Consider the following 13,008-nt stretch of genomic DNA (forward strand, 5'->3'; position numbering starts at 1 on the left):
ACGAATTATCCTGTCGGATCACTCGCCTAATACTTTAACATACGCCCAACAATTGGGGCAACCTTTACCCTATCTTAAAATATTAATATTTTTTCAGAATGTCCATCATCTGACCGTATTCGGTCTTGTCGAGATGCTGTGCCATGATTTGCTGAATCGCCGTCAGCTCTTGCTCCGTCAGCCCATTTTCAACATATTGAGAGATCGTTTGCAATGATTCCTGGGGCAGCTTGGTCATCAATAGTTCGAACAGCGCCTCCTTGTCGTCATCGCTCATTTGCTCCTTTACCTCGGTCAAATCTTCGGTCGTCATCGCCGTTTCGGTATCATCAGCCGACATACCCGCTTCGGTATCATCCGTGCCTGCTGTTCCCTCCTGCACCTCTCCGCCACCTGCCGCAGCACCTCCACCCGCCTGTGTACCGCCCCCAATGCCAATATCTGTTAGCGGAGGATCAGTAGCCTCGCTAAACGCATCTACCGATGCTGGAGGCTCGCTCTGCTCATTCGTGCCCGCTTGAGAATCAGGCGTTTCCTCTTTGGAGCCTTGTGTTTCATCATGAATAGGCGGAGTCTCTTCTTTCCCAGCCGTATCCGTCGTTACGAGCGGATCTGCGCCCCAGAGCTTCCCCCAAACGCCAGTCATCGCCATCGGCGGCACCTCAAGCGGCAAATTAAACTGTTTTAGCAGCGTTTCTACATAACTTGTAACAATATAGCCCGTCGTCCATATCGACAAAAAGCTTAAAATCAGTCCTGCCGCAACTAACTTCCCAAGCCATCCGATTCTCTTTAACACGCTCGCACCAATCCTCTCGATCAGCAGCCGAAGGTTGCCCTTTCTATCAGCTGCTATTTCCCATAATCTGTTACATACTATTATGGTCAAGTTTAGAGAGAGACATTCCCTCCTCACGGGCTATATTCCAAAGACAAACAAAAAAAAGGATGACCTCAAAGGGGCCATCCTCCGCTAAGCTCGTATTTTATTCGTAGATCGGACGAACAGGGTTTGTCTGCTCGCGGTTGCGGCCTACCGAGAAGATTGCGATCGGAATGCCTGTAAGCTCGGATACGCGGTTCAAGTAGTTGCGCGTATTTACCGGAAGATCGTCGAGCGTTTTTGCGCCGGAGATGTCCTCAGACCAGCCTGGGTGCTCCTCATAGATCGCTTCGCACTCGGATACCATTTTCAGGCTTGCTGGATAAGTCTCGATAACCTCTCCGCGCAATTTGTAGCCTGTGCAAATCTTAACCGTTTCAAGACCTGTCAATACGTCAAGCGAGTTCAGGGACAGACCCGTAATACCGCTAACGCGGCGCGCGTGGCGGACAACAACCGTATCGAACCAGCCAACGCGGCGAGGACGGCCTGTTACCGTACCGTATTCATGGCCTTTGTCACGAATCAATTGACCGATCTCGTTGTCCTGCTCCGTTGGGAACGGGCCATCGCCTACGCGAGTCGTGTACGCTTTGGCAACGCCGATAACTTGCTTGATTTTCGATGGACCAACGCCTGAACCGATACAAACGCCGCCTGCCGATGGGTTGGAGGATGTTACGTATGGATAAGTTCCTTGGTCGATATCAAGCATAACGCCTTGAGCGCCTTCAAATAGCACCTTCTGACCGGCATCGATTGCATCGTTCAGAATAACTGAAGTGTCGGATACATATGAACGCAGTACTTCAGCATAGCCGAGGTAATCACGAACGATGGAGTCAGCATCAAGCGGCTCGCCGCCGTATACTTGCTCGATCAGTTGGTTTTTCTCAACGATAATGCTGCGAACTCTTGCTTCGAATTCCTCAGCGTCCATCAAATCAGCGATACGGATACCGTTGCGAGCCGCTTTGTCCATGTAGCAAGGGCCGATCCCTTTGCGTGTCGTACCGATCTTGTTATCGCCCTTGCGGTCTTCCTCAAGGCCGTCAAGCACAAGGTGGTAAGGCATAATCACATGCGCGCGATCGCTAATTTTCAAATTGTCGGTTGAGAAGCCATTATCATGAATATAGTTAATTTCGTCGATCAGCGCTTCTGGATTAATAACCATTCCGTTGCCGATAACGCAAGTTTTATTATGATTGAAAATACCCGATGGAATCATCGTCAATTTATATTTTTTGTTATCAATAAGGATCGTGTGTCCGGCATTGTTTCCTCCTTGGTAACGAGCGACGACGTCGGCTCCCTCTGCCAAGAAATCAGTGATTTTGCCTTTACCTTCGTCTCCCCACTGTGTACCAACAACAACAACCGTAGACATAATTATAACCCCCGTCCGGTGTTTATAAACACCGAAAATTACCGTCAAAATGCTGTAGCACGAAATTTCCTCTTTTTGAAGGCTTCATGTTTTCAGTCAAAAGACAGCATTAATAGTGTAGCAGTCCATCATCGAGAAGTCAAACTAAAAAACGAACAATTGCATAGCTACCCCTGCAATTGTTCGGATATTCATGATGCTTGCATCGGATCCTGATGCGCGCGGTCAATACTTACGAATTTATTGTATTTTTTCAGAAAGACCAGCTCTACCGTGCCTACCGGCCCATTCCGCTGCTTGGCGATAATGATCTCGATAATGTCTTTTTTCTCGGACTCTTTATCGTAGTAATCATCCCGGTACAGGAACGATACGATATCGGCATCTTGCTCGATCGACCCCGATTCCCGAAGGTCGGACATCATCGGACGCTTGTCCTGCCGCTGCTCAACGCCCCGGCTGAGCTGCGAGAGCGCGATAACCGGAACTTCAAGCTCACGCGCAATTTGCTTCAATGTACGCGATATTTCAGATACCTCTTGCTGCCTGTTCTCGCCCGCCTTGCCGCGGCCGGAAATAAGCTGCAAGTAGTCGATCAGAATCATGCCAAGCCCTTTTTCCTTCTTCAAGCGGCGGCATTTGGCGCGAATCTCGGCGACCGTAATCCCCGGCGTATCATCAATAAAGATTTGCGCCTCGGATAACGAGCCTATCGCCATCGTCAGCTTCTCCCAGTCGTCGCCCTCGAGGTGGCCTGTCCGCATGCGCTGCGCATCCACATTCGCTTCCGCGCAAATCATACGCTGAACCAGCTGTGCCGCTGACATCTCGAGACTGAATATCGCGACGGTCTCGCGGGCGCGTACGCCTACGTTTTGGGCAATGTTAAGGGCAAATGCCGTTTTACCTACCGAAGGACGCGCTGCAACGATAATAAGGTCACTCCGCTGGAAGCCCGCCGTCATCCGGTCAAGATCCGTGAAGCCTGACGGTATGCCCGTTGTGCCGCCTTTATTGGCGTACAGCTGCTCGACCTTCTCGAATACTTCCATCAACACATCGCGGATGGAAATAAACCCGCTGCCTGAGCGGCGATTCGATATTTCGAGAATTTTCTTCTCCGCGTCGCCGAGCAGCACCCCAACATCCTCCGAATTGGCATAACCATCGGATACGATGTTCGTTGCTGTTCGGATAAGCCGCCGCAGCATCGATTTCTCTTCTACGATTTGCGCGTAGTAATCGACGTTGGCCGCGGTCGGCACCGAATTGGCCAGCTTCGCCAAATAGCTGACGCCGCCTATTTCTTCAAGCAAATGCTGATCCTGCAAATGCGCGGTCAAGGTTACGAGGTCAACCGGCTGGTTGTTCTCGGCGATCTCGACCATCGCCTCATAAATTTGTCGGTGAGGACCGCTGTAGAAGTCTTCGCTGCGCACCCGCTCCATCGCTGTAATAAGCGCTTCCGCTTGCAGCAATATCGCTCCGATGACAGCCTGTTCCGCTTCTAGGTTTTGCGGTGGAACACGGTCAAACATCAGCTCTGTACTCATGGGTCCCTCCTAAAAGGTTGCGAAGCAACCTACTTCGTACGCATATGCCAAGTTTTTCTTAGAAAACCTACTTCTATTCCTCAGACACCTGAACGCTTAGCTTAGCTTTCACTTCAGGGTGAAGCTTAACCACAACCTGTGTAACGCCTAGCGTGCGAATCGGATCTTCCAGTTCGATTTTACGTTTATCGATTTTGATGCTTTGCGCTGCAAGAGCTTCGCCGATTTGCTTGCTTGTGATGGCGCCGAACAATCTTCCGCCCTCGCCAGCTTTTGTCTTAATGACTACCGTCATCTCTTCCATCTTCTTGCCAAGCGCCTCGGCATCTTCCTTTTCCTTCTCCTTGCGCTTTTGCTCAGAGGCATGCTGTACCTCAAGCGTCTTCAGATTGCCATCCGATGCCAGCTTCGCCAGCCCTTGCGGCAATAGAAAATTGCGCACATACCCTTCGGATAGATCCTTTACTTCCCCTTTTTTCCCTTGTCCTTTAACATCCTTCAAAAAGATCACTTTCATTCAAATAAACCCTCTTCCGTTTCAATTTCGTCCAAAACCCGCTTCAGACGCTCGGCTACTTCAGCCACTGATCCTTCAAGCTGAGCGGCAGCATTCGTTAAATGGCCGCCTCCGCCCATTCTCTCCATAACTACCTGCACGTTCATATGGCCCAGCGAACGCGCGCTGATGCCGATAAGACCGTCTTGTCGCTCCCCAATTACGAAGGAAGCAAGTATATCCGTCATATTCAGCAGCGTATCCGCCGATTGCGCGATGAGCAGCTGCGAATATTTACGTCCGCTTTCCGTTACTGCAATAGCCACATGCTCGTAGAGCACCTCGGCATGCTTAATGATTTCCGCCTTGCGCACATACTCTTCAAGGTCTTCCTTCAACATTCGCTGAATCATCATCGAATCCGCCCCGTTGCGGCGGAGGAAGGAAGCAGCCTCAAACGTCCGAGCTCCCGTACGAAGCGAGAAGCTCTTCGTATCTACCGTAATGCCGGCAAGCAGTGCCGTAGATTCCCTGACATCCAGCACGACGCGGTCATGAATGTACTGCAGCAGCTCCGTTACGAGCTCGCACGTTGATGAAGCGTAAGGCTCCATATACACAAGGATCGCATTCGCAATAAACTCCTCGCTGCGGCGATGATGATCCACGACAACGATGCGCTCCGTTTGCGTGAGCAGCTTCGGCTCCTTCACCATCGATACCTTATGCGTATCGACGACCACCGCAAGCGATTGCGGCGTAATAAGCGCGGAAGCTTGCTCTGGCGATACGAACCGCTTCGACAGCTTCTCGTCTTCCTTGATAAGCTCCATCATCTTCTGAATCGCCGGATTGACGCCTTCAAGGACGATATAAGCTTCTTTGCCGAATAGCTGCGCCGCCTTCATTACGCCGATCGCTGCACCGATTGCATCCATATCGGGCATCTTATGCCCCATAATGACAACGTTGTGGCTCTCTTTTATGAGATCACGCAGCGCATGAGCGACAACCCGCGCGCGCACGCGCGTCCGCTTCTCTACCGCATTGGATTTACCGCCATAGAAGGACTGGCGGCTTCCCACCTTAACGGCCGCCTGATCGCCGCCTCTTCCGAGCGCGATATCCAGGCTCATATGCGCCCATTGGCCAAGCTCAATGATGTGCTCGGCGCCCGCTGCGAAGCCAATGCTGAGCGTAACCGGGATTTTATGGTCGCCAGTAATTTCTCTCACTTCATCCAGAATAATAAATCTGGATTGCTCCAGATGCTTCAGCGTCTTCTGGTCGGTGACAAGCAGGAAACGGTCGGACGTTAATCTTTTCAAATAAACATGAAATTTTTGCGCCCATTCCGTAATCTCTGTCGTAACCTTCGAGAGCATGGAGCTGCGCTGATGATCGTCGAGGCCCTGCGTCACTTCCTCAAGGTTATCGATCATGACGACCCCTAGAACAAGCTTCTCATCATCGTATTTCCGCCCAAGCTGCCAGCGCTCCGTAATGTTTTGGACGTACAAAATCCGCTCCTTAGGCTTAAAGATGAGCTGGTACACGGAAGATCCGATCGTCGCTTCGATCGTACCACCCTCCCGCTCCTTCACCTGCTGCAAAGTCGGAAACAGCTCCGCAAGCGGCACGCCGATCACGTTTTCCCGCTCCACGATTCCTGCAATATAGGGATTATGCCATTCAACAATTCGATCTTCGTTATATAAAATAATGCCGAAAGGCAGCTCGCTCACAACATCGTTGCCCGCCTTCTTCACCCGATAGGACAACGTGCCCAAATACGATTTGAGATCTTTGCGGAACGCCCGCTCCGCCATCACGGTATAAAACAATACCCCGCCAGTCAGCAGCAGCCCGAGCAGTCCGAGCAGCCACTCGAACCAGGCAAGCGCCACCGACAGGAGCACCATTAAGACGAAAGCCCATATCTGATGCATGCCGTGCCAACGTGTTACCAAAAACTTAGGCATTTCCAATCCGCTCCTGTGCTATGGTTTCGTAAACGACTTGCGGATCGGGAAAGCGGTATCCAGGACACCAATTAAGCTTAGCGGCGGGATTAAAAGCACCGGAATCGCAATAAGGATCGGCACCGCTTTATTCCATCCTCGCTGATTTGCAAGGAAAAAGAAAAATCCGACAGCCTGAAACGTAAAAACAAAACTAAGCAGAGGAACCAAATTCATTAAAGCTACTGCAAAAAAAGAATCGCTCGTCCTTGATGCAAACAATTCCATTACATAAGTAAGCAGGTACAAAACAACGAGCAAGCGTGGCAGACGCCAATCCTTGGCACGCGTAAACCTTGGCACTTCTGGTCCGCCGCTCCACTTAACGGCTCTGCGCGAGACAAACTGCGAAATGACGGTAAGCCCGAACGCGATCATAATAAAGGTAACAGGGATCGAATTGATCATCGTGTGAATGACGATATCCGTCAGCTCTGAATCCCATTCCGTAGGCAGATAGCGCTGCGCCATTAGCTCCTCTACCGTCGAACGTACAAATGTGCTTAATTCTCCAAGGAGTGAAATATCGAGGAACACCTCGAAAATAAGCAGCTCCAGCATCAATTGAGCGAGAATTACGACACCGACCGTCCGAACAACCTTTGATGCGGTCGCTTGCTTTATGAACAAGTGGCCCATCACAATGGACGGTATGAGGAAAAACAATCCGATAATAAGTGTAGCCGGTCCTCCGATAATGAACGCCAGCACCCATACGGGAAGCAAATGCAATGCAATCGATTTTGGCGGCAAAGTCGTGTACAGCACGACATAAGGCACCATAAGCAGCAGCATAGCAATGACGTTAAAGAGCGGTACGAGAAGAGACAATAATAATAAGAGTGCCGCACAACTCCACAGCACTGGTTTCAAGCCGGTTTTCAAACCGTTCACCTCTTGCTTATATAATCTGGTTTCTTACGAAACTTTTACAACTCATTATAGCATAAAAGCTCAACATATCACGTACAATCCCACTCACTCGCTATTAGGATGAACACCCGCTTCGCCGCTCATACAAAAACAAAAAGACGGAACAGCAATCCCATTCCGCCTTAACTTCTTCCTATAATACCCCATTAGCTTTGAAAATAGTACCTTAAAACGGGCTGGCTTCGCCACCGTCTTAGTTATTATCCTGCAGCACTTTATGATGCTCCATAATAATTTTTTGGCAGTAATCGATAATCTCACTTCTGCGGACAATTCCGATAAAACGGTTCATGTCGTCGACGACCGGCACGAAATTTTGCAGCTTGGCCAGCGAGATCAGATCATCCATATTGGCATCGATTCGCACCGTCTTATTATTCATCCGAAGCGGCACATCCATGAGCCTTATTTTATTGGTCTGCTCAAGCGTCAGGTCAGCATGCTCCTTAATGTACCATAGCAAGTCGCCTTCCGTAACCGTGCCTGCATAGCCGCCATCATCGTTAATGATAGGCACCGCCGTATAACGGTGGTATTCCATTCTCTCAAGCGTTTGTCTTAATGTTGTGTCCTGCGTTAAGCATACGACATCCTGCTTCGGCAACAAAAAAAACGCAATATTCATTTCCTAACAACTCCGTCCCGTTTGCTCATTCCAACCTTTTTTGCCCTAGGCAGCAGACGGACGGAGCAAGCAGCCTTTATGGCTGCTTTAGCGTCGTCTCACTGCTCGATAGCGTCACTACCTCTTTTGGCTTGTTCACTGTATACTTATCCGGCAAAATAAGGCTGGACGCAGGCGTATCTTCGTTTAACCAGCTTTTGATCATCGCCTGCACCTTCGCCAAATCATCCTCATCGGCAAAATAATACCATGCTCCGCCGCTTCTCAAGCGGTGTCCGCTGCCAAGCAGCGAGTGGCTGTAAATATTACGCTCCTTCGCCTGCAGCATGCCTTGACTAAAGTCGACAAGCTGCTGGGGACGCATATCCGTGCTAAAGTTGTCGCCCATAATATCCAAAAGCTGCGGAACTTTAGACCATTGATTCAATTGTTTCGCTTTATCCATTAGAAGTCCTAAAAAAATCTGATGCCGCTCCGTACGATTCACATCGCCGCCAGCATCCTCCCGGTAACGGACATAATTAAGCGTATCCTTGCCGTTATAGCTTTCCTGGCCCGCTTTGATGACAAATTTCTCGTGATCCGGATCGTCATTGACCATATCTTCTTCAATAGGAAGCGCGATACCGCCGAGCGTGTCGATCACTTGCCGAAAGCCTTCAAAATTAATAGAAGCATAATAATGAATAGGCGCGTCTAAGAAGTTTTCTACAGTATCCATGGCCATTCCCGCTCCGCCGAAAGCGTAAGCGTGCGTAATCTTATCCTTCTTGTCCTTCCCAATGATCTCCACATACATATCTCGCGGAATCGAGACCATGAGCAGATCACCGTCATTCGGACGAACAACCGTATAGATCATCGTGTCCGAGCGTCCAATTTCTTTGCCGCGCTGGTCAACCCCTAGCAGCAATACGGAGAACGGGTCCTGCTCCTTATCTATTGTACTAACCGGAACGGGTTCCCGTCCATCGATCGGTTTATAAGATTGTTCTAATTGTTTTTCAACATGGCTTTGCAAGAACCAATCAAATCCAAGTGCGGCCAAAGCCCCTCGGTTAAAAAAACCTGCAATAAGTAGAATAACGACTGCGGCAGACGCCGTGTATAACCATTTGCGTTTATTCATAAATGATGACTTCTCCTATCTATTCTATTCTATTCTTTTATAAATGGCTTTCTCAGTTTAGACGATAAAATGTCGAAACAGGTTACAAAACTTTTACAACGGATGGATACCATTTTGGATTTTTTTTATAAAGCAAAAAGGTCTATTGACTTTCAATGACGAATACAATCATTTCAAGTATATGAATAGAAAGGGTGACAATCTTGAACTTACCTCCCTCCATTCAACCGGACAAATCATCAACTGGTCTTGACCCTAAAGTAGCAGGCTTGCTTTGTTATCTAGGGGGCTTTATTACCGGTATTATATTTCTTATCCTCGAGAAGCAAAGCCGCTTTGTCAGACTGCACGCCGTTCAATCCATCGTCGTTTCCGTTTCCCTTTTCGTACTAAACATTTTTCTTGTATTTATTCCAATCCTCGGTGCAATTTTGGGCTTTCTTCTTCCGATTGTCGGCTTCGTCCTGTGGATCGGACTTATGCTGCTTACGCTGCAAGGCAGACTGGGCAAGCTTCCCATTATTGGCGATTGGTCGGAGCAGCAAGCCAACAAATTTTAACCTTTCTTTTCGTTCAAAAATGGGACGGCCTGCTGCCGTTCTTTTTTTGTTTGGCCTATAAGTTCATATGAACCATTCATTAAACCATACAAGTGATCTCGTAAAAACGAGGTATTGGCTAATATTGATCTATTGCTGCCTTAAAATCGGTTTTATTGGCTCTTTGAAGCCTTTTATCCGTGATTCAACGGTTTGATGAATGGGCTGAAAGTTCGTACTATTAAAGTAACTGAATACAAAATTGATTAAAAAGGATTGTGAACATTAATTATGGGTATAGGACTTAATCTATTTTTGGTTGCTTTACTGGTTGCGTTAACCGCTTTTTTCGTAGCTACAGAATTCGCTATCATTAGACTACGTTCCAGCCGCGTTGACCAATTGGTCGTTGAAGGAAAGAAAAATGCACTTGCCGTTCAACGAGTCGTAAGCAATTTGGATGGTTATCTGTCCGCCTGTCAGCTTGGCATTACCATTACAGCACTCGGCCTTGGTTGGCTTGGTGAGCCAACAGTTGAAAAGCTTCTGCTCCCTTTATTCGAACATTGGCAGATAAACAGTGATCTTAGTCATATTTTATCGTTTATAATTGCCTTCATCGTCGTCACCTTTATCCACGTCGTCATTGGTGAGCTGGCTCCTAAGAGCATTGCGATTCAAAAAGCAGAGCTTGTCAGCTTTGCGGTGGTAAAGCCGATCATCTTCTTCTACAAAGTCATGTACCCATTTATCTGGGTTTTGAATGGCTCTGCCAACGCTCTCGTTCGTTTGTTTGGCCTAAAGCCAGCAAAGGAGCATGAAGAAGCACATTCCGAGGAAGAAATTCAAATCATTCTAAGCGATAGTTTAGAAAGCGGAAAAATTAACAATACGGAATATGGCTACGTCAACCGGATCTTTGCTTTTGATGAAATTTTATCCAAAGAAATTATGGTTCCGCGTACCGATATGTCCGTCTTATATAAGAACAATACTTTGCAAGAGAACATGGCTATTATTCGCAAGGAACAATATACGCGTTTCCCGGTTGCCGGCGACAGCAAAGACAATATTATCGGAATGATCAACACAAAGCAGCTGTTTCTACAATACCAAGTAAACAAAGAAATTGATTTTCAAACGCTTATTCAGCCTGTCATGTCTGTTTCCGAAGCACTGCCGGTGAAGACGCTTCTAACCAGAATGCAGCAAGAGCGCGTCCACTTTGCGATCGTCGTTGATGAATATGGCGGTACGTCAGGGCTTGTAACCATTGAGGATATATTAGAAGAGATCGTCGGCGACATTAGAGACGAATTTGATGCGGATGAACGCAAGGACATTGAGATGCTGTCGGATACGTCCTACCTTCTGGATGGGAAGGTGTCTCTAACGGAGCTAGGCGATCTAATCGGCACTGAGCTGGAGCATGAGAAGGTCGATACGATTGGCGGCTGGCTGTACAGTGAAATGGAGGACGCTAAGCCCGGCAAGCAATTCAGCTTCCTTAACTTAACCTTCACAGTACGCGAGGTTAGCAAGCATCGCATCAACAAGGTGGAACTATCGATCGCTCCGCATGACAAACTGCTTCAATCGAGGTAGGATAAACCTTTTATACGAGTACAAAGACGGTGTCTGTCGACACCGTCTTTGTTTTTTTAGAAAGGCGCATGCTGAAAACGGTTAAGGGAACTCTAATAAAAAAACATAGAGGAGAGGAATTTGAGATGCTGGATAATGAGATGCTGGTTAATACCATTTTCGGATTCATTATTCCTTGGCTTGCTGGGATTTACCTCGTTCGAAAAAGCCCAAAAATACTGCTGCTGATTTTCCCCGTTGGCGCCCTTATTTCGATGATTATCAATTCGCTCGGCTTTCAAATGAGGTTTTGGGACTTCACGCCCCTCATACCGGATGACCAGTCTGTATCTGCGATGCCGCTCGATCTTGGACTATACCCGCTATTGGCATGCTTTATGATACGGACCATCCTCTTGCATCGAAACAAAACAGCGCTCATTATTTTTTTGTACGTGCTGTTTACGACGCTGCTTGAGTATATAGGACTGCTGATTGGAAAAGTAACGTACGGGAACGGATGGAATATTGGCTTTACCTTCCTGTCCTATTTACTTGCCTTGGGCTGCGTTTATCTATACTTTAGGCTGCTTGAGCGGTTTCGCGTATTATAAATTTTTCTCGCCGCGCTCCTCTTTGTAGAGCGAGGAGCTGTTCTTGAACCATGTGAACAAATGGAGAACGACAACCTTTAATACTGCATATCCCGGCACGGCCAGTACGATTCCAGCGAGTCCAAACAAATTGCCTGCCGTCAAAATGACAAATATAATGGTGATCGGATGGATTTGCAAGCTTTTGCCCATGATCTGCGGTGAAATAAATTTGCCTTCAATAAGCTGTACGATCGTCCATATGACGATCAACTTCAGCAGCATGACGGGAGAAGTTACGAGCGCGACAACTAAGGCAGGCGTAATCGCGATTGCCGGTCCAAGATAAGGAATGACGCTGGTACAGGCTGCGACCAAGGCTAGCACAAGCGAGTATTCAAGTCCAATGACCAAATAACCCACGTACAATAGCAGCCCAATACAGAAGCTTACAATAATTTGCCCCCTAATATAGCTGCTGATTTGATCATTCATCTCCGCCATAATTCGTTTCGTTTGCGGCTGCAGCTTGTTAGGCAGGAATCCAACAATCGTTTGCGGCAGCTGCTTTCCGTCCTTTAACAAATAAAATAAAATAAACGGCAGCGTCACAATCGCAAGAATAATCTCCTTCAGTGCCCCCACAATAGAGCCTAAGCTCGAAAATGTTCGATTTAGCAGCGATGTAGCTTGCTCCGTAATATTCCCCGTCAGCTTCGACGGATTTAAATTGAACCACTCCTGTATTTGAATAAAGCTGTTGCTGCCCATAAACTCTTCGAAATTTTGTCGCAGCTGATCCCCATATTTAGGAAAATTATGTGCGAAGCTTACAGCTTGTCCATTTAGAATTGGAATAACAATAACCAATAGGATCGTAATGAGCCCTGCGCCAAGCAGAAAGAGAGCAATAATGGAAATTATCCGCTTAACCCCCTTTCGCTCCAAATAATCGACAGCCGGATTTAGCAAATAATAAGCAATTCCAGCCAATATGACTGGCAGCAGCAATGTTTTGAGGAGAACGGTAAATGGTGTGAAAATGTAGGAAATCTTCGTAAATACCATAATGTTGAGCCCAGCGAGCAGCAATACAAGCAGGAACAATACGAATTTATTGTTTAAAATAAACGTTTTGAACCGCTCGGTGCCTGTTCTGACATTTTCCATAATGATGTACCTTCTTTCTTCATATGCAGGTGTTTATTTTCATTAATTGTAGCATTACGGTAAATATAAATGCGAATGGCGTCCATTCCTCA

12 protein-coding genes are annotated in these 13,008 nt (G+C 47.6%); 3 read left to right on the forward strand and 9 right to left on the reverse strand.

What is annotated here, in order from left to right:
• Window positions 1-82 precede the first annotated feature (82 nt).
• The 8 genes from AC1TPC_RS07530 to AC1TPC_RS07565 form a co-directional block, all read right to left on the reverse strand.
• Entirely contained in the window at window positions 83-799 is a 717-nt protein-coding gene (locus tag AC1TPC_RS07530; protein WP_482066241.1) for a hypothetical protein, read from the reverse strand.
• A gap of 187 nt (window positions 800-986) precedes the next feature.
• A complete protein-coding gene (locus AC1TPC_RS07535) occupies window positions 987-2,273 on the reverse strand; it encodes an adenylosuccinate synthase (protein ID WP_482066242.1) in 1,287 nt (428 codons plus the stop codon).
• Between the two features lie 191 nt (window positions 2,274-2,464).
• On the reverse strand, window positions 2,465-3,826 hold the full coding sequence (gene dnaB, locus AC1TPC_RS07540; protein ID WP_482066243.1) for a replicative DNA helicase: 1,362 nt from the start codon (window positions 3,824-3,826) through the stop codon (window positions 2,465-2,467).
• Window positions 3,827-3,899: 73 nt separating this feature from the next.
• Complete coding sequence (rplI, locus tag AC1TPC_RS07545) at window positions 3,900-4,343, reverse strand: 50S ribosomal protein L9 (protein ID WP_482066244.1); 444 nt, start codon at window positions 4,341-4,343, stop codon at window positions 3,900-3,902.
• On the reverse strand, window positions 4,340-6,304 hold the full coding sequence (locus AC1TPC_RS07550) for a DHH family phosphoesterase (RefSeq protein WP_482066245.1): 1,965 nt from the start codon (window positions 6,302-6,304) through the stop codon (window positions 4,340-4,342). The genes rplI and AC1TPC_RS07550 overlap by 4 nt, the downstream gene beginning before the upstream one ends.
• An 18-nt stretch (window positions 6,305-6,322) precedes the next feature.
• Entirely contained in the window at window positions 6,323-7,228 is a 906-nt protein-coding gene (locus tag AC1TPC_RS07555) for a DUF2232 domain-containing protein (RefSeq protein WP_482066246.1), read from the reverse strand.
• A gap of 241 nt (window positions 7,229-7,469) precedes the next feature.
• On the reverse strand, window positions 7,470-7,901 hold the full coding sequence (locus AC1TPC_RS07560) for a CBS domain-containing protein (protein ID WP_482066247.1): 432 nt from the start codon (window positions 7,899-7,901) through the stop codon (window positions 7,470-7,472).
• Window positions 7,902-7,977: 76 nt separating this feature from the next.
• Entirely contained in the window at window positions 7,978-9,030 is a 1,053-nt protein-coding gene (locus tag AC1TPC_RS07565) for an LCP family protein (RefSeq protein ID WP_482066248.1), read from the reverse strand.
• A gap of 203 nt (window positions 9,031-9,233) precedes the next feature.
• On the opposite strand from AC1TPC_RS07565, the gene AC1TPC_RS07570 reads away from it, so the two are divergent.
• From AC1TPC_RS07570 to AC1TPC_RS07580, 3 genes are all read left to right on the forward strand, one after another.
• On the forward strand, window positions 9,234-9,590 hold the full coding sequence (locus AC1TPC_RS07570) for a DUF4870 domain-containing protein (RefSeq protein ID WP_482066249.1): 357 nt from the start codon (window positions 9,234-9,236) through the stop codon (window positions 9,588-9,590).
• A gap of 270 nt (window positions 9,591-9,860) precedes the next feature.
• Window positions 9,861-11,174: a hemolysin family protein gene (locus tag AC1TPC_RS07575; RefSeq protein WP_482066250.1), complete on the forward strand. Its 1,314-nt coding sequence runs from the start codon at window positions 9,861-9,863 to the stop codon at window positions 11,172-11,174.
• Between the two features lie 125 nt (window positions 11,175-11,299).
• Entirely contained in the window at window positions 11,300-11,767 is a 468-nt protein-coding gene (locus AC1TPC_RS07580) for a CBO0543 family protein (protein WP_482066251.1), read from the forward strand.
• Here the strand turns inward: AC1TPC_RS07580 and AC1TPC_RS07585 are convergent.
• Entirely contained in the window at window positions 11,762-12,916 is a 1,155-nt protein-coding gene (locus AC1TPC_RS07585; RefSeq protein WP_482066252.1) for an AI-2E family transporter, read from the reverse strand. The two genes, AC1TPC_RS07580 and AC1TPC_RS07585, sit on opposite strands and share 6 nt — an antisense overlap.
• Window positions 12,917-13,008: the final 92 nt, after the last annotated feature.

The sequence above is a fragment of the Paenibacillus sp. Y280 genome (assembly GCF_056786335.1).